The organism is Variovorax sp. Varisp46, assembly GCF_059491885.1.
Map to the genome: position 1 here is coordinate 2033961 of NZ_CP168515.1, position 16922 is coordinate 2050882.

Consider the following 16922-nt stretch of genomic DNA (forward strand, 5'->3'; position numbering starts at 1 on the left):
TTTTCCGCCGTCCCCGTGACGCGGAACTCCGTCGACGGCGCCACCTCCCACCAGGGAGTGCGCCGCGCACTTCACCATTTCCGATGTTCACCGATTCCCACTGCCACCTCACGTTCCCCGAGTTCGCGGACCAGATGCCGCAGATCCGCGCCGCCATGGCCGCCGCGCAGGTCGACCGGGCGCTTTGCATCTGCACCAAGCTTGAAGAGTTCGACGACGTGCAGGCGCTGGCCGCCAGCTACGACAACTTCTGGGCCAGCGTCGGCGTGCACCCCGACAACGAGGACATCGCCGAGCCCAGCGTGGAAGACCTGGTGCGGCTGTCGGCCCGGCCCCGCGTGGTCGCCATCGGCGAGACCGGCCTCGACTACTACCAGATGGAGGAACGCAAGGGCGGACGCAGCATCTCCGACATGGAATGGCAGCGCGACCGCTTTCGGGTGCACATCCGCGCCGCTCAACAGACCCGCAAGCCGCTGATCATCCACACCCGCGAGGCCTCGTCCGACACGCTGGCGATCCTCAAGGAGGAGGGCGAGGACGGCGCCGGCAATGCGGCCGGCGGCGTGTTCCATTGCTTCACCGAAACCGCCGAGGTGGCACGCGCGGCGCTCGATCTGGGTTTCTACATCTCGTTCTCCGGCATCCTGACCTTCAAGAAGGCCCAGGATCTGCGCGACGTAGCCGCTTTCGTGCCGCTGGACCGCATGCTGATCGAGACCGACAGCCCTTACCTCGCGCCCGTGCCGTACCGCGGCAAGACCAACAATCCGTCGTACGTGCCATTCGTGGCACGGCAGATCGCCGAACTGCGAAAAGTGCCCGTGGAGGCCATCGCCAAGGCCACGAGCGACAACTTCGAAACGTTGTTCAGGGACGTTAAATCATGAAGAACTACATCAAAAAATCTCTTTATCTCTTTGTTTTTGCTGCATCTTTTTCAGTGCATGCTGGTTCGTTCGAAGACTTCTTCCGGGCCGTGCGTGGCGACAACGCCAGCGGCGTGCGCACGCTGCTGCAGCGCGGTTTTGATCCGAACACGCGCGACGAACACGGCCAGACGGGTTTGCTGATCGCATTGCGTGAGCCTTCGCCGAAAGTCATCCAGGTGCTGATTGAGTCGCCTCAGACCAATGTGGACCTGGCCAACGCCAAGGACGAAACCCCGCTGATGCTGGCCGCGATCAAGGGCCAGCAGGACCTGGTCACGCAACTGCTGAAGCGCGACGCTGCGGTCAACAAGACGGGCTGGACGCCGCTGCATTACGCCGCGACCAGCGGCCAGTTGACCATCATGAAGGTGCTGCTCGACAACTACGCATTCATCGACGCGCAATCGCCCAATGGCACCACGCCGCTGATGATGGCTGCGATGTACGGCTCGAGCGAGGCGGTGAAGCTGCTGCTGGCCGAGGGGGCGGACACCACGATGAAGAACCAGCTGGGCATGACGGCCGTCGACTTTGCCAACAAGGCGAACCGTCCGGAAGCGGCGTCGTTGATCACTGCGGCGGCGGCAGCCAAAGCCAATGCGCCCAAGGCGATTCCGAAGGACGGCAAATGGTGAAGCCGGCGGGCGCCATGTTGCTGGCGTTTGGACTGATGGGTTTCGCGTCCGGCGCGATGGCGCAGCACTCGATCTACAAGTGCGTACATGGCGGCAAGGTCGCCTATTCGAACGAGCCGTGCCCGGACGCGAAGAAGGTCGAGGTCAAGCAGACGAAGGGCGTGAACTACGAGGGCCGGGGTTCGGGGAGCGCGCTGAAGCGTTGATACCGGCTGGGAGCCTCGTTGTGTTCACCTGAAATAAACACAATGTGCATTATGTTAAATCATAACGGCCAATCGCCATGAGTTCGTCGTCAACGCCCTATCGCCATGGGCGTCCGTCATTCCACCGCGAACCAGTTGAAAAAGTGTTCCGCTGAGCAGTACGCGACGAGCGGCTGCAGCGGAAAGGCCCGCCACGGAAAATCAACGGTACTCGGCTGAAGTCCGTCAAGTACAAGATCGGCGACCCCGGGCTTCAACTGATGGCGATGATTCAAGACCTGTCCCCAGATGGAACTTCCGTTCAAATGGAGCGGCCCCTCTGCGGGTACGAGCGACTCGACATACGCCGGCGGGAAGAGCCGCGTATAGGCTTGAGTGTGATAGAGCCACGAGAAGCCGAGAACCTGTTGAACGTCGGGGTGCTGCCGACGAACTTCTGCGAACAGTGCTCGCAACTCCGCATGACGCTCGTGCGTACTACTGCTAGCAAGAGGGCTGCTGCGCCGATGGCGTGGATCCGGCATGAAGTGAAGTCGCAGTGTCCTGTCTGCACCGCCGGGGTCGTAGCTGAAGCATCCGAATGGTGATTGCCGGACTGTGGGCGCGGCGCTTGCAGCGCTCAGCGTCAGGCGCAAGAGATCGCGATGTTGCGCGCAGGGCGGAATCTCTTGCAGGAATGCAGCCCAAGCGCGATCGCCCGCGGGCCCCCAAAGACCGAATCTCCGACGCAAATTCGTGCATTTGCCGATCGCGTCTGCAACTGGGACATCGGTCAGCGCGCAATAGCGTTCGGCGAACCGCAACTGCAGGTCAAGGTAAGCCTCCAACGGACTGATCGTCATGACGCGATTATTGGCTCGACCGTTGGATTGGACTGCGGGGGGACAAAGTAGTTGGCCGGCACCCAACCAGCTTGCGCACCGCTCGTCAACACGGGATTGCTGCTTGCTTACGGGCTCCGTTCAAAGTGATCAATCCCGAGCCCCCCGCGCGGCGCAAGCACTGCATCGACCGGCCTCACTTCGTAGAGCAGTTGCCCATGGATTCCGGCCAAAGAAAGCTCTTGCGTCAGCACTGTGACAAGACTGGGTGCGCAAAACTGGGGCAACTGCTCGAATGCGGCCCAGCGGAACCCGTCCATCTCGGGGCGACGTCGTCCACGGCGGTCCATGTAGAAGCTGGAACACACGCAGGATTTCGCCTCGAAATGCCTCACCAGCACTGCAAAGAGCCGAAGCTCTTTGTCCCGGCGGTAGGGAAAAAGTCCAATCTCCCTCAGCTGAGCAGGCAGCAACCGGAGGCCGCATTCCTCGAACGCCTCACGCACGGCGGTCTGCGCGCCCTGCTCCTGCCCATCGCTTGCGCCCTTGGGGATGTCCCAATACCGGCTGTCGGTCGCATGGCAAAGCAGCAGTTGCCCTGCTGCATCGAACACCAGAACGCCACAGCTGGTCGACTTTTCCATTGCACAAGCCTCACGGCATCCGTACGGTGGCATCGCTCGCGCCTCGCGCCACGGGGGCACGTTGCGGACCGCGCGGAAGAATCGGCACATAGCTGCGGGCCGAGCCGCGCATGACCAGCAAAGCGACCGTGTCGCTCTCTCTGATGGACTGGATCGCCGCATCGAAATCCGCCAGGCCGGCCACTTGCACATCGTTGACCGCGATCAGCATGTCGCCGTAGCGCAATCCCGCCCGCTGAGCCGAACCCGAGGCCGATTGCACAACGAGACCGGGATCCAGAAGGCTGATGCCCAGCACACCCTTTCGCTCCGAGAGTTCGAGCCCGAAGCGCGTCTCTTGCGGCAAGGCACGTGCGGCCAGCCGGGGCGCGAGGTCCGGTGGGATTTCGGCCACGCCTACCTGCATCGTCAACGGCGTCTTGTGGCGCCAGACTTTCAGTGCGAGCAGGCTGCCCTTGCGGGCTCCGGCTACACGATCCTGTATGTCGGCATAGGGCATTGCGGCAGCGCCATCGACGGCCAGCACCACGTCGCCGCTGCGAAGCCCCGCCTGCTCGGCGGGGCTGTCCGGGTCGACGCGCACCACCAGCGCCCCCATTGCGGTATCGAGCCCGAAGGCCGGTGCCAGTTCGACGGTCAGGGGCTGGATACGGGCACCGATATGCCCCCGCATCACCCGTCCGGTGATACGAAGCTCGTCCGCAATGTGCATCGCCGTGTCGATCGGCAGGCTGAACGACATGCCGGAGTACCCCCCGCCGGGCGAGTAGGCCATCGAGTTCATGCCGACCACCCTGCCCCGTTCGTCGAACAACGGCCCGCCCGAGTTGCCCGGGTTGAGCGCGACGTCGGTCTGTATCAGCGGCACCCCGCTCCCACCTGACACGTAACGCGGATTGGCGCTCACCACGCCGGCGGTCACGCTGCGCTCGAAGCCGAAGGGGGCGCCCATCGCGGCGACCCATTCGCCCGGGCAGAGCTCGCTGCTGCGGCCCACGGTGACGACCGGCAAGTCGGACGCCGCGACTCGCAGCAGCGCCACGTCGGTGCGGCGGTCGATGCCAACCACCTCGGCATCGAAGCGGCGCTGGTCCTCGGTGACGATGGAGATCGCCTGGGCGCCGGTCACCGCGTGCGCACTGGTCAGGATGTAGCCGTCGCGGCGGAAGATGAACCCCGACGCGAAACCGCGCTCCACGCCGCGGCCCCATTGCGTCGGTGCGCGCTGATCGCTGGCGGCAACCCAGTCGTTGCCCGTGCCCGCGACTGTCACGCTCACCACCGCAGGCGACTGACGCGCCGCGGCCGCCACGAAATCAGAGCCTTGCAGTCCCGACGACGTGCGCTCAAGGCACGACGATCGCGTCTGCGACCAGGTGCTCGTTCCGCCCGCCAGCGCGAATGCACCGAAGGCGGCCACGATCACGCCCCGTGCCAGGGTTGCGGCACTCATTCAACGCACCAGCAAGACTGGCACCGTGCACGCAGCCAGCACCTTGGTGGCAACCGACCCCAGCACCAGGTTGGTCAAGGTGCCATGGCCCCGCGAACCCATCATCACGAGATCGAACTGCCCCTTCTGCGCGAACGAAGCTATCTCCTCGGCGGGGTGGCCGATGCGGTGCTCGAAGCGGGCTTCGATGCCGTTCCTGGCCAGCAACGCGCGCACAGGCTCGAGCACCACCCGCGCATCGTCTTCGTAGTACCCGTGCACGATGTCCGGCCCTGCGAAGGCCGCGGCACGGTGCGGCACCGGCAGCACCGCATGGAAGACCGTGAAGGTGTGGCCCGCATTCGCCCAATCCTTGTGCGTGGTCAGGTAGGACAGCATGCGATTCGTGTAGTCGCTGCCATCGACGGCAAGCAGGATTTTCATGATGGTTCCTTCGGCGGAGACGTTCCCCGGTGCAAGGATGGTCCTCGCGCACCCGGCGCCTCGCCTTGCGCCAAATCAAGAAATCCGATGGCTCGCAGCACCTCGGCGCGACACCGCCGGTACTTGATGCAGCGCAAGGCCGCGGCTTACGACGCTGCCTACATTGACTGTCCATGAACGCAGCAGAGGCAAGCATGAACAACGTCCTGGTGATCGTCTATTCCTACACGGGCACTTCCCGCCGGGTCGCGGAGCTCCTGTGCAGCCAGCAGAACTGGCACATCGCGAACGTCACCGAGGTGCGCCCTCGCAGCGGCGCCCTCGGCAGCTTGCGTTGCGTGCTCGACTCGTTCTTCCGGCGACAGCCCGCCATTCGCTACGACGGTCCGCCGCCCAGCGACTTCGATGCCGTCGTGCTGGTGTCGCCGATCTGGATGCTGCAACTCGCCGGCCCCATGCGCAGTTTCGTCGCGCGCCAACGCCAGCGGCTGCCCGATGTCGCCGTGCTCTCGGTCATGGGTGGACAGGGAGCACCGAACGCTGCAGCCGAGATCGGCAAGCTCCTGGGCCGCGCGCCGATCCTGAGCTCCTCGCTCACGATGCGCGAGGTCGACGACGGCAGTTGTGCGGCCCGCCTGCAGGCCTTCGGCAGCGCTGTGAGCAGTGCCGAAGATTCGCAGGCAGTGGTGCGCCCCGTGACGCTGTCGCCGCAATCGATCTGAAGGCCGAGTCCGGATCGACGTGGCCAACTTTCTCTTTCAGACAGGTGTGATACATCGCACCGCCCACCTCGCGTGGACGCTTGCCGCCGGCACTTCGCTGCTCTGTGCCTGCGCCGCGCCCAGACCTGTGCCTCCTTCGGCCCCTCGCGGACAGATAGCGGCCGCGACCGAGCCTGTTGCGGCGGGCACGAGTGGCTTCTCGTCCCTGGTTGCAAGTCGCAGCAAGTCGGTGGTCGATATCAGCACCCTGCGCATCGGACGCGACGAGACCCCGGAAGACATCGAACTGGAAATCGCCCCGGAGCACGACTTCGCCGACCGGCTGGCCTGGCCCCTGCCGGCGAGCGCGCGGATCAGCCAGATCCGCGACCTCGCCTCGGGCGTGATCATCCGCAGCGACGGCCTGATCCTCACGAGCGCCCACGTGGTCACGAACATCGACGAGGCCCAGGTCCAGCTGGACGACGGGCGCCGCTTCACGGCGCGCGTGGTCGGCGTCGACAAGCGCACCGACGTCGGCCTCCTGAAGATCGATGCGAGCGCCCTGCCCGTGGCCGTCATCGGCGACTCCTCGACGCTCAGCCCCGGCGACTGGGTGGCTGCGATCAGCTCGCCTTTCGGATTTCACGGCAGCGTGACGGCTGGCGTCGTCAGCGCTGTCGGGCGCGTCATGGGCGGCGCGGGCGAAATTCCCTTCATCCAGACCGACGTCGCCATCAATCCGGGCAGCTCGGGCAGCCCGCTGTTCAACAGCCGCGGCGAGGTCGTCGGCGTCAACTCGATGATCTACAGCGGCAGCGGCGGCTACATGGGCCTGTCTTTCGCGGTGCCGATCAACCTGTCGATGCGCATCGCCAACCAGCTGCAGGAACACGGAGCGGTGCTGCGGGCCTACCTGGGCGCCGAATTCCAGGAGATGACGCCTGCGCTGGCCCAGTCCTTCGGCCTGCCTGCTTCAACAACGGCCGGCGCCCTGGTGGTCCGCGTCGAGGCGGGCAGCCCCGCGGAAGCTGCGGGCCTGGCGCAGGGAGACGCGGTGCTGGCCCTCGACGGCAAGCCTCTATTGCACTTCATCGATCTTCCGCAGCAGATTGCGCAACGCGCGCCCGGCAGTCGGCTGCAGCTCGAGGTGTGGCGACGCGGCGCTGCCCGCGTGCTCCAGGTCGCGCTGGTCGTCCAACCCGCCGTCGCCGGCACCTCTTTCGCGGCCGCGGCGCCCGAATGGAACGACGGCCTGGGCTTGAGCGTGGGCGAGCTCTCCCCCGCGCAGCGGCTGCAGTTGCGCATCGACAGCGGCCTGATGGTGCGTGAGGCCGGCGGCCTCGCGCGCAGCGAAGGCATCCGTGCCGGAGACGTGGTCGTGGCCATGAACACAACGAAGCTTTATCGCCCGGAGGACTTCAAGCGAAGCCTTGCGCGGGTGCCTCCCGGAGACACGGTCGCGCTGCTGGTGATGCGCGACCGCCGGCTCGCCTACGTGGCGATCCGCCTTCCGGCCTCGCGCCGTGGCCGCCTCTGACCGCGGCGCAACACCTCCATCGCAGCCATCGCATCTCAAGGACGACACACCATGAAACACCTCGACGCAGCCGACCGCCGCTCGCTTCATCTGCAGCTCGACATGCTGAAGCGGCAGGTTCTCGACGAACTCCGCGCCTCGGTGCCCACGGCCCAGCTCCTGGAATCCGGAGGCGGTCGCGAAGTGACGACCCATGCCGACGAAGCCGAAGCGGAGCGCGCAGCCGACGTGCATCTGGCCGAGATCGAGATCGATCGCACCAGGCTCGAAGCGATCGAGCTGGCGCTCGCGCGCCTGGCGGACGGACGCTACGGCGTCTGCGAAGACTGCGGTGCGGAGATTCCGCGTGCGCGGCTGTTCGCGCAGCCCACCGCCGTCCGGTGCGCGGCCTGCCAGACGAGCGTGGAAACAGGCCACCGGCACTGAAGGGGCGAAGATCCATCACTCGCTGTCGTTCTGGCGGCGGGTTCTGGCCTTCATTCCTTCTTTGACTTCTTTGCTTTCGTGCCCTTCTCCTTCCGGTCAGGCAACGGCTTTCCTTCCTTGGCCTGCTGGCGGTGTACACCGTGGAGCAGCGACTTCTTGACGCCCCGGTCCCGGCTGGGTGCGCCGCAGCGCGGCATGCCGCCGTTGTGCGACGCGCCGGGCACCTACGTGCTGGTGCGTTGAGCCGGCAACCGGCTCAGAGGGCCGGTCCCAGGCCGATGGGCGCGGGAACGATGTTCACGATGCGCGTGAAGAGCGCGTTGTATTCGAGATCGGGCACGTGTCCGGTCATCGGGTCGCGGTTCTGGGCGAAGGCTTCGTCCAGGTCGCGCCAGTCGTTCTCGGTCAGCACGCGCTCGGCCAGCGGCAGGATCTCGCGCTCCTCCAGCGCCATGTGGCTCAGGTAGAAGTCGACATACTCGCCGACCGTTTTCTCGAATTCTTCGCGCCGCGACTCACCCAGCATCTCGAACGCGAGCAGCGCGTGCTCGACGTTGCGGATCCTGCGCTCACCCTTGGCATGGTCGCCGTCGAGCTTGTCGAGCAGATCCCGCGAGATCGGCGTCCTGGCGCGCAGCTTGGGAAACAGCAATTCGGTTTCCTTGCGGTGGTGGCGCTTCTCCGGAAACTCGTCCACGTAGAAGAGCATGGCTCGTAGCGTCGCGAAATCGGGCAAAGTGCCCTTCTTGCGGTGTTGCTCGAGCAGCATGACGATGGAGCGGAGCATGGCGGCGAGCGCGGCGTGCTCCTGGCGAATGATGCGAACGGTGGCGTGGGTCATGAGGGTTGTCCTGTGCATGCCTCAAGGGTGGCGCTTTCGTTCGCGCGCAGGCTTGTTCCAGATCAAGCCCTGGCCGTCGGCAGGCCCCGCGCTTGATCAATGTCAAGCCGCGCGGAGCGCCCGTGCGGATACTGGACCGATCCACACCACAAACCGGAGTCGTGCCATGTACCAGCGAATTCTTGTTCCCATTGACGGCAGTTCCACATCCAGCCATGGCCTGGCCGAAGCCATCAAGCTGGCAAAGCTCACGGGCGGGCGCCTGCGCCTGGCGCACGTTATCGACGAGTTGTCCTTCGCGCTGGCCATGGATGCCTACGCGGGCCATGCCGGCAATTGGCTCGAAGAACTGCGCGGCAACGCCACGAAGCTGCTCGAGGCCGCGCGGGCCAAGGCAGTCGAGGAAGGCGTCGAAGCCGACACCGTATTGCTCGACAGCTTCAAGGGCACCGTGTACGACCAGGTGATCGCCGAGGCGGAAGCATCGAAGGCCGAGCTGATCGTGATCGGCACTCACGGCCGTCGAGGACTCGGCCGCTGGGTCATGGGCAGCAGCGCGGAGCACATCCTGCGCCTGTCGCCAGTGCCGGTGCTGCTGGTGCGTGCGCCCGAAAGCGCGAAGACCGAACACGAGCGTTTCACGCTGCCGAGCGGAACGCTCGCCAGCCAGTGAGGGTTCAGCGGTTCGCGGTCGCGGTCGCGGCGCGCCAGCGCGCTGCGACCAGCGCGATGTCTACGGTGTCTTCCGTGGAAACCTCGATGGCCAGCGCGCGCTCGTCGGCCGCCAGCGGGTCTTGCCATTCGAACTGACGCTCCAGCACTGAAAGGCCGGCTTCCGAGGCGTCCGTGCCTGCCGTGTCGCGCTCGGCCACGCGGCGGCGCAGCGTTGCCGGGCTTGCGCGGCAATCCAGGATCGTGAAAGGCACGCGGAGCTCGGTTGCAAGGGCTTCGAAGCTGCGTCGCTCGGCGCCGCGCAGGAAGGCCGCGTCCACGATCACCGGATAGCCCGCAAGCAGTGCATCGCGGGCGCAGGCGCGCAGCCTTTCGAAAGTCTGCCGCGTTGCCTGCGCGCCGTAGATGTCGAGCCCAAGGGCGGCGGAGCGCGCCAGCGGATCGAGGCCATACAGCCGCTTGCGCTCCACGTCCGATCGCACGCGGACAGCGCCCGCGGCGCACAACAGTTGCAAGGCAACGCTGGATTTTCCTGAGCCCGACAAGCCGTGCGTGATCATCAGGCGGGCGCCCTCCTCCGGCTGCACCGTCATCCGCGTTGCGCAGGCCAGGTAGTCGGGCCGGGCCTCGCCATCCGGGGGCCTTGGACCCAGTCCCGTGGCCATGGCCCGCACCAGCGCCCGATAAACCTCGTAGAAGCGCCACACCTGCAGGGCCGGGTAGTCACCGCTGTGCTGCATCCAGGCGTCCAGGAAGCGGAGTGCGAGATCGTCGCGGCCGTGGGCCTTCAGGTCCATGGTGAGGAATGCAAGGTCGCTCATCACGTCGATCCAGCGCAGCGCCGGGTCGAACTCGATGCAGTCGAAAGGCATGAGCGCACCGTCGACCAGGACCACGTTGGCCATGTGCAGATCGCCGTGGCATTCGCGTATCGAGCCGCCCTGCTGGCGGGCGATCCATGCCATGCGCAGCACCTGGCCTTGCTCCCGAACCCACGTCTCCAGTGCTGCAAGGGGGGCGAGGCGGCTTTCGCCGCCCTGCGCCCGCAACGCGGCCAGCGCATCCGTAGCTGCTCGAACGATCGAGTCAGGACTGCCGAAGCCTGACACCGGCGTCGCTCGCTCCGCTGCCGCGTGCAGGGCCGCCAGCCGCTGCGCGAAGCCGTCGAGCAGCGCGGGCTGCAGCCGGTCTTCCACCAGCAGGTCGCGCAGCAGCGACGACCCCGGGAATCGCAGCATGCGCACCACGTGGTCGATCACCGTGCCGGCGCCGCCGATGCGCGGCGACTCGCGCGTGCCGCAGACCGGTGCCACGTCGATGTAGAGCGAAGGAGCAAAGCGTCGGTTGAGGCGCAGCTCCTCCTCGCAGAAGTGCTTTCGGGCCTCGACGCTGCCGAAGTCCAGGAACGGCAGGCGTACCGGCTTCTTGAGCTTGAAGGCCTGCGTCCGCGTCAGCAGCACCCAGGAAATGTGCGTCTCGACCAAGACCACGGGTTGCCCGGTCTCCCGCTGGAGTTGCTCTCGCAGTGCGTTGACCAGTGTGGTGTCCATATGGCTTGTTTGCGATTCAATGACGTTTGGAGATGGCGAAAAGGCGCCACAGCGACCAGCCCGCAGGAAGCACGACCCACAAGGCCCACGGCGAAGACGTATCCGGCAGGCCGAACAGGGCCCCCACGCCAGGCACCGCCGTCAGCATCCCCCAGACCACGCACACGCCAACCAATAGAGCATTGAACACCGTGTTGGTGTGCGTGAGCCGGACACTGGCGCCGCGAAACCACACGAGCAGCAGCAGGTTGCCGAGCACGATCGACCCGAGGCTGGCCATGCGCAGTTCCTCGTGCGTGGCCCCCAGCGCGCGGCAGCCCCATTGCACCAGCGCCACGCCGACGAAGACCAGGGCCCCCATCGCGAACGCGCGGGCCGCCGAAGCCATCGAGAACAGCGCGTCGTCCCGGGGACGCGGCGGCACCGTCATGCTGTCGTCGGGCGCCGGCTCGGCCTCGAACACCAGCGAGCAGGCCGGGTCGATCAACAGTTCCAGCAGCACCACGTGCAGCGGCAGCAACAGCACCGGGCCGCCCATCACGACAGGGATCAGCGCCACGCCGACGATGGGCACGTGCACGGCGAAGAGGTAGCCCAGCGCCTTGCGCAGGTTCGCGAAGATGCGCCTGCCGGCGCGCACTGCCTCGACCAGCGAGGCGAAGTTGTCGTCCAGCAGCACCAGCGAGGCAGCTTCGCGCGCAACATCGGTGCCGCGCAGGCCCATCGCGACGCCGATGTCGGCAGCCTTGAGCGCCGGTGCGTCGTTCACGCCGTCGCCGGTCATCGCCACGATGTCCCCCTGCTGTTGCAGAGCCCGCACGATGCGCAGCTTCTGCGCGGGATCGACCCGCGCAAAGACCTGCACGTCGCGTACGCAGCGGCGCAGTGCCTCGTCGTCCATCGTGGCCAGCGCCTTGCCACTCATCACCTGCCACTCGCTTCCATCGATCAGCCCGGCTTGCTGCGCGATCGCGCGGGCTGTGAGGGCCGCGTCTCCGGTGATCATCACCACGCGAACGCCCGCGCGCCGGCATTCCTCGATGGCGCCGGGCACCTCCGCGCGCAATGGGTCCATGAAGCCGAGCAGGCCCAACGGCGCCAGGCGCAGCCCGCCGGGCAGCGCGGCGTCGTCGCCGGCTTGCGCCGCATGCCCCTCGGCCACTGCGAGCACCCGCAGGCCAGCCGCGCTCCATCGGTCGGCGGTTTCCCACAGCCGTTGCATCAGCGCCGGCTCGGCATCGCAGAGCCCGAGCACGGCCTCCGCTGCGCCCTTGACCGCCACCGTCTGCCCGGCTTCGCGGGGCGCCTGCCACCAGTGCACGACATAGGGCATGCCATCGCGGATGCCGCGGCGCGGGCCGGGCGTCCAGCCTGCATCGCCGCCGGCCAGGCCCGCGGCTTGCGCGGTGGCGCGCACCGCGTGGTCCATGGGCTCGACGCCGCCCGTGCTGCTGGCGCGCAGCGCGCCCGCCAGCAGGCGATGAAAGCGCGCGGCCGGCTCGCCCGCGCCCGGGTTGCATTCCGCCTCCATGTCGTACAGCGCCGTGAGCGCCATGCGGTTGTGCGTCAGCGTTCCGGTCTTGTCCACGCAAAGTACCGTGGTGGTGCCGAGCGCCTCGATGGCCTGCGGCTGGCGGGTCAGCACGTTCGACCTTGCAAGGCGCCAACTGCCGAGCGCCAGCATCACACTCCACACGACCGCGAACTCCTCGGGGATCAGCGACATTGCCAGCGTCAGTCCTACCAGCAGGCCCTGCGTCCACGAGCCCTCGCGCAGCGCGAACACCGTTGCCGCGACGACGCAGGTGAAGGCCGCAAGCCAGGCGACGCGCCCCACCAGCTGGCGCAATTCCTCCTGCAGCCGGCTCGCACGGGACGTGAGCTGGGAGATCGAGCGGTGAATGGCACCCAGCGCGGTGTGCGCGCCGGTGCCGGTCACCTCGGCCACGCCGTCGCCGCGCACCACCAGGCTACCCGCGAAGAGCCGGCCGCCCTCGCCTTCGCCGTTTGCGTGCTTGCCCTGCGGCATCGATTCGCCGGTGCGCAAGGACTCGTCGACCTGCAGCCCGACGGCCTCGACGATCCGCGCATCGGCGGACAACCGGTCGCCCTCGTTCACCAGAAGCCGATCTCCGCGCACCAGCTCGCGGCTCGCGATGTGCAGCGCGCGCCCCTGCCGCACGACCGTGCAGCGGGGGCTGGAGAGCTCCTTCAGCGCTTCGAGCACACGCTCGGTCCGTTGCTCCTGATAGATCGACAGCCCGCCCACCAGCAGCACCGAGAGCGCGAGCATGCCGGCGTCGCCCAGGCTGCCGAGCAGCGCATACAACGCGGCGGTCGCCAGCAGCAACAAGAACATCGGCTGCGTCAGCGCACTCCAGGCGATGCGGGCCAATCCCCTGCGGGAGACGGAGGGCAGCACGTTCGGACCGTCGCGGCGCAGGCGCTGCGCGGCCTCGGAATCGGTCAGGCCCTGAGGCGGGTTGTCGGTCACGATGGGTCCTGGGTGTCTGGCGTCAAGCGTGCCACCATCGGCCGCCGCGGCCATCCGCGTCAGTGCGCCATCAGGACCGGCACCGTCATCTGCGCGAGGATCTGCCGCGTCACGCCGCCCAGGATCCGCTCGCGCAGGCGCGAATGGCTGTAGCCGCCCATCACCAGCAGGTCGGCGCTCAGGTCCGAAACCCGCGACAGCAACGCGTCTGCGACGTTGATTTCGGTCACCTCGGACTCGGCACGCGCCTGCACGCCGTGCCTCAGCAGGAACTGGATCATGTCCGATACCAGCAGCTGCTGCGTGTTGTCTTCGTCGCGCGGGTGGCGCAGCGACAGGAGCGTGACGCGTGTCCCGCGCCTCATCGCCGGCAATGCCGCCTGAAGGGCCATGGCGGCTTCACGCGAGCCGTCCCAGGCCGCAACGATGTTCTTCGGGATCCCCCCGAACGCACCGGCCGAAGGCACGACCAGCACCGGTCGCCCCACTTCCATCAGCACCTGCTCGGCAAGCCCACGCACCGTGGTGTCCTTCCTGTTCGAGTCGTCTTCCTGTCCGAGCACCACGAGATCGCTCGCGCGCCCGTACCGTACAACGGCGTCCACCGTGGCGCCATCGACCAGCCGCACCTCGTACGACAAGGGCCCCGATCCGGCAATGCCTTCCCTGAACTCGCGCGCGATAGCCTCGGCTCGCCGATGCAGATAGTCGGCCGACTCGACGATGTAGTCGGTCATGCCGGTGGCGATGGCGTCGGCGGGAATCACGCCGTCGTACAGGCCCGTGGGCACCAGCCCGACCAGGTGGCTCTCGTGCGCCCGGGACCACTGGGCCGCCATCGCGGCGCACACGGAGCTGCGGACCGAATGGTCCAGGTGAACGAGGATGGTTTTGAAGTTCATGGATGCCCCGCAAGGTGGTGCGCCGCGTCCTGGCGCAGGAAATGGACGTCAGACAGATGTTCGTGCCCCGGGAGCGCGCGGGGGTTGACGGCGATCAAACCAACGCCGGGTCAGTGCTTCAGCACGCACTTGTCGTACAGATGCGGTGCGCGGCCTTCGGGGTCGTAGCGGCGCTTGAGCATGGTGTAGGTGCCCATGCCGTAGGCGCTGTCGAATTCTTCGCGGGTGAAGAAGCTGTCCGAGTAGAGCGACTTGATGCCCCCCAGGCGCAGCACTTCCTGTTCGACCAGGCGGTTGAAGTGCCCCGCTTCATGCGCTTCGCGGCGCTCGACCACGTCCCAGAAGCCGAAATTGACGTGCAGCGTGCCCGCATCGAGCGGGTACAGCGCAAAGCAGGCGCCAGGGTCCGGCACATGCAACGGGCAGATCCAGACCGGCAGGATGCCGATCTCGCGCTGCAGGAAGTCGAGGAAGGCCGGCGCCGAGCGGATCGGGACGTCGACGTCCTGGATCACGGATTCGGTGTGCAGCCCGTGACATGCTGCCAGGCGCCTTGTCACGCCCCAGCGGGCATTCAGGCGCATGAGCCGCGTGTAGGTACGGGAGTTGAGGTGCTCACGGCCGAACAGGCGACGCACCAGCGGGTTCTGCGCGCCGAAGTTGCGCGAACACCAGAACCAGTCCGTATCCCAGCGCCACAGGTAGTCGTGCACGCTGAGGTAGTCGACCGGCATCTCCAGCAGCGAGCGGTAGTAGATGCGCTCGAACTCGTAGTTGCTCAGCCAGGGGGCGGTGTTCTCGAAGCGAGCGATGTTCAGCACCATCGACCGGGGGCCGAACACTACGCCGTCGACAAAGTCGGCATCGCCCTCGCAGGCCTCGGCCAGCGCCGCGAAGAATTCCTCGGGATGCTCGTATGCGATGTGCTCCACGCGCACATAGGGCTGCACAGGCAGCGTGCGCAGCACCAGCCGCAGTGCGTAGCCGAGCGAACCGTAGGAATTCGGAAAGCCGAAGAACAGGTCGCGATGCGCGTTGTCGGGGGTGCAGTGGACGATGCGGCCGTCCGGCAGCAGCACGTCGAGTTCCAGCACCGAGTGGTGGACCAGCCCCTGGCGCATCGATGTCGCCTCGATGCCCACGCCCGCTACCGCCCCGCCTACGGTGATGGTCTTGAGCTGGGGCACCACCGCCGGCATCATGCCGTGCCGCAGCGTTGCAGCTACCAGGGCCTCGTAGGTGGCCATGCCTTCGACCTCGACCGTGCTGCATGCGGTATCGATGCCGATGACATGGTTGAAAACGCCGAGGTCGATGAGGCGCCTCGGACCGGCCTGGCGGTCGCGAAACAGGTTCGACGTTCGCTTGGTCAGCGCGATCGGCGGCGCCGGCCCCACGCCGTCTTCGCGCATGGCCGCCACGAGGTGGCTCCTGCGTTCCGCGTGAGCCAGCGCCTCAGTGCTGCGGTTCATACAGGTGCTCCCTGCCCATCGGGTAGCTCTGCGGTGTCACATTGCCCTTGCTGAAGACGATCTGGAACAGGTGCGTGTAGCCCGCCTGCGAGCGGAACATCTCGGCGCAGCCGATCAGGTAGGTGCGCCAGATGCGCCGGAAGCGTTCGTCGAAGCGCTGCGGGTCGAGGATCTGTATGGCAGGCCAATGCTTCTCGAAGCGTTCGGCCCAGGCATCGAGCGTGGGTGCGTAATGCCGGCGCAGGTTCTCGATGTCGAGCACCTCCAGGCCGCTGCGCTCCATTTCCACGATCACGTCGGCCAGACTGGGAATCCAGCCGCCGGGAAATACGTGCTTGCGTATGAAGAGCTCCGTCTCGAAGCGCCCGACGTGGCCGATGAAGTGCAGGATGCCGAGCCCGCCGGGCTTGAGGAACTGCGCGTGCGCCCGGATCACCTCGGGCAGCTGGTCGCGGCCCGCGTGCTCCAGCGTGCCGATGGATACGACCTTGTCGTACTGCTCGTCGACGTCGCGGAAGTCGGCTTCGCGCACCTGCAGCGAGGCTTCCAGTCCGCGCCGCTCGATCTCGTCGCGCAGCCATTCGACCTGCTCGGTGGTGGTGTTGAGGCCGACGCCGGTGGTGCCGATCTTTTCCCGCGCGCGGAACATGAAACCGCCGAAGCCGCAGCCGATGTCGATGAAGCGGTCTTCGGGCTTCAGCATGATCTTGCGGCACACGTGGTCGATCTTGCGGCGTTGCGCTTCCTCCAGGCTGCGGGTGCCCTCGGGCCAGTAGCCGCAGGTGTACATCATCAGTGGATCGTCGAGCCACGGCCGGTAGAAGCCGGTGCCGAGGCCATAGTGCGCGCGTGCGTTGGCCTTGGCATGGGCCGGGTCCCGGTTGGAGTGGCGCAGCTCGTGCAGGCTGTTCTCGATGCCGTTGAGCGCACCGGCCTGCTGATCGAAGCCGGCGGCCATGCCGGCCGCCAGGGCGGCGCCGAAATCGCCCTCGACGTCCACTTCCTGGTCGAAGTAGGCGTCCATCAAACCGATGTGGCCGCGCGTCGCCGTGGCCAACAGCGCGGCCTCGGTATGGAAGGTGATGGTGAAGACCGGTGGGACCTCGCCCACGCCATGGCGACTGCCATCGGGCATCACAACGGCGAAGCGCGTCGCGGCGCGCTGGCCGATGCCGTCGAGCATGTTGCGCAGTGGAAGGGACAGCATCGC

Annotated in this window: 17 protein-coding genes; 7 read left to right on the forward strand and 10 right to left on the reverse strand. The window is 66.8% G+C overall.

Going from position 1 to position 16922, the window contains the following annotated elements; translation table 11 throughout:
* The first annotated feature begins 83 nt into the window (after positions 1-83).
* Genes ACEN9N_RS09555 through ACEN9N_RS09565 form a run of 3 tightly spaced genes read left to right on the forward strand, consistent with a single transcriptional unit; the run spans position 84 to position 1773 of the window.
* Complete coding sequence (locus ACEN9N_RS09555) at positions 84-890, forward strand: TatD family hydrolase (RefSeq protein ID WP_007827710.1); 807 nt, start codon at positions 84-86, stop codon at positions 888-890.
* A complete protein-coding gene (locus tag ACEN9N_RS09560) occupies positions 887-1567 on the forward strand; it encodes an ankyrin repeat domain-containing protein (protein WP_495655933.1) in 681 nt (226 codons plus the stop codon). The genes ACEN9N_RS09555 and ACEN9N_RS09560 overlap by 4 nt, the downstream gene beginning before the upstream one ends.
* A complete protein-coding gene (locus ACEN9N_RS09565; protein ID WP_007827714.1) occupies positions 1561-1773 on the forward strand; it encodes a DUF4124 domain-containing protein in 213 nt (70 codons plus the stop codon). The genes ACEN9N_RS09560 and ACEN9N_RS09565 overlap by 7 nt, the downstream gene beginning before the upstream one ends.
* Before the next feature lie 116 nt (positions 1774-1889).
* On the opposite strand, the gene ACEN9N_RS09570 is transcribed toward ACEN9N_RS09565, so the two are convergent.
* The 4 genes from ACEN9N_RS09570 to ACEN9N_RS09585 all read right to left on the reverse strand — a co-directional run bounded on the left by ACEN9N_RS09570 (position 1890) and on the right by ACEN9N_RS09585 (position 5114).
* Complete coding sequence (locus ACEN9N_RS09570; RefSeq protein WP_495655934.1) at positions 1890-2615, reverse strand: hypothetical protein; 726 nt, start codon at positions 2613-2615, stop codon at positions 1890-1892.
* A 107-nt stretch (positions 2616-2722) separates the two neighbouring features.
* Positions 2723-3238 carry an NUDIX hydrolase gene (locus ACEN9N_RS09575; protein WP_495655935.1) on the reverse strand — a complete coding sequence of 172 codons (516 nt, stop codon included), beginning with the start codon at positions 3236-3238 and terminating at the stop codon, positions 2723-2725.
* 10 nt (positions 3239-3248) lie between these two features.
* On the reverse strand, positions 3249-4691 hold the full coding sequence (locus ACEN9N_RS09580) for a trypsin-like peptidase domain-containing protein (protein ID WP_495655936.1): 1443 nt from the start codon (positions 4689-4691) through the stop codon (positions 3249-3251).
* Positions 4692-5114: a universal stress protein gene (locus ACEN9N_RS09585; protein ID WP_007827722.1), complete on the reverse strand. Its 423-nt coding sequence runs from the start codon at positions 5112-5114 to the stop codon at positions 4692-4694.
* Between the two features lie 194 nt (positions 5115-5308).
* Between ACEN9N_RS09585 and ACEN9N_RS09590 the strand changes: the two genes are divergently transcribed.
* From ACEN9N_RS09590 to ACEN9N_RS09600, 3 genes are all read left to right on the forward strand, one after another.
* Entirely contained in the window at positions 5309-5836 is a 528-nt protein-coding gene (locus ACEN9N_RS09590; protein WP_007827724.1) for a flavodoxin family protein, read from the forward strand.
* Between the two features lie 229 nt (positions 5837-6065).
* Complete coding sequence (locus tag ACEN9N_RS09595) at positions 6066-7355, forward strand: trypsin-like peptidase domain-containing protein (RefSeq protein WP_495655937.1); 1290 nt, start codon at positions 6066-6068, stop codon at positions 7353-7355.
* A gap of 51 nt (positions 7356-7406) precedes the next feature.
* Positions 7407-7781, forward strand: coding sequence for a TraR/DksA family transcriptional regulator (locus tag ACEN9N_RS09600; RefSeq protein WP_007827728.1), 375 nt, complete (start codon positions 7407-7409; stop codon positions 7779-7781).
* A gap of 256 nt (positions 7782-8037) precedes the next feature.
* On the opposite strand, the gene ACEN9N_RS09605 is transcribed toward ACEN9N_RS09600, so the two are convergent.
* Complete coding sequence (locus ACEN9N_RS09605; protein ID WP_495655938.1) at positions 8038-8622, reverse strand: hemerythrin domain-containing protein; 585 nt, start codon at positions 8620-8622, stop codon at positions 8038-8040.
* A gap of 166 nt (positions 8623-8788) precedes the next feature.
* On the opposite strand from ACEN9N_RS09605, the gene ACEN9N_RS09610 reads away from it, so the two are divergent.
* Positions 8789-9295 (forward strand): universal stress protein, encoded by a 507-nt coding sequence (locus ACEN9N_RS09610; RefSeq protein WP_413311936.1) that lies wholly within the window; start codon positions 8789-8791, stop codon positions 9293-9295.
* A gap of 4 nt (positions 9296-9299) precedes the next feature.
* Here ACEN9N_RS09610 and ACEN9N_RS09615 read toward each other — a convergent pair whose 3' ends face one another.
* The 5 genes from ACEN9N_RS09615 to ACEN9N_RS09635 all read right to left on the reverse strand — a co-directional run bounded on the left by ACEN9N_RS09615 (position 9300) and on the right by ACEN9N_RS09635 (position 16919).
* Positions 9300-10844, reverse strand: a complete 1545-nt coding sequence (locus ACEN9N_RS09615; RefSeq protein ID WP_495655939.1) for a bifunctional aminoglycoside phosphotransferase/ATP-binding protein — start codon at positions 10842-10844, stop codon at positions 9300-9302.
* A gap of 16 nt (positions 10845-10860) precedes the next feature.
* Positions 10861-13338 (reverse strand): cation-translocating P-type ATPase, encoded by a 2478-nt coding sequence (locus ACEN9N_RS09620; RefSeq protein ID WP_495655940.1) that lies wholly within the window; start codon positions 13336-13338, stop codon positions 10861-10863.
* A gap of 59 nt (positions 13339-13397) precedes the next feature.
* Positions 13398-14240 (reverse strand): universal stress protein, encoded by an 843-nt coding sequence (locus ACEN9N_RS09625; protein ID WP_495655941.1) that lies wholly within the window; start codon positions 14238-14240, stop codon positions 13398-13400.
* A gap of 110 nt (positions 14241-14350) precedes the next feature.
* Positions 14351-15712: an FAD-binding oxidoreductase gene (locus ACEN9N_RS09630; RefSeq protein WP_495655942.1), complete on the reverse strand. Its 1362-nt coding sequence runs from the start codon at positions 15710-15712 to the stop codon at positions 14351-14353.
* Positions 15696-16919, reverse strand: a complete 1224-nt coding sequence (locus ACEN9N_RS09635; protein WP_495655943.1) for a class I SAM-dependent methyltransferase — start codon at positions 16917-16919, stop codon at positions 15696-15698. Before ACEN9N_RS09635 ends, ACEN9N_RS09630 begins: the two co-directional genes overlap by 17 nt.
* Positions 16920-16922 lie beyond the last annotated feature (3 nt).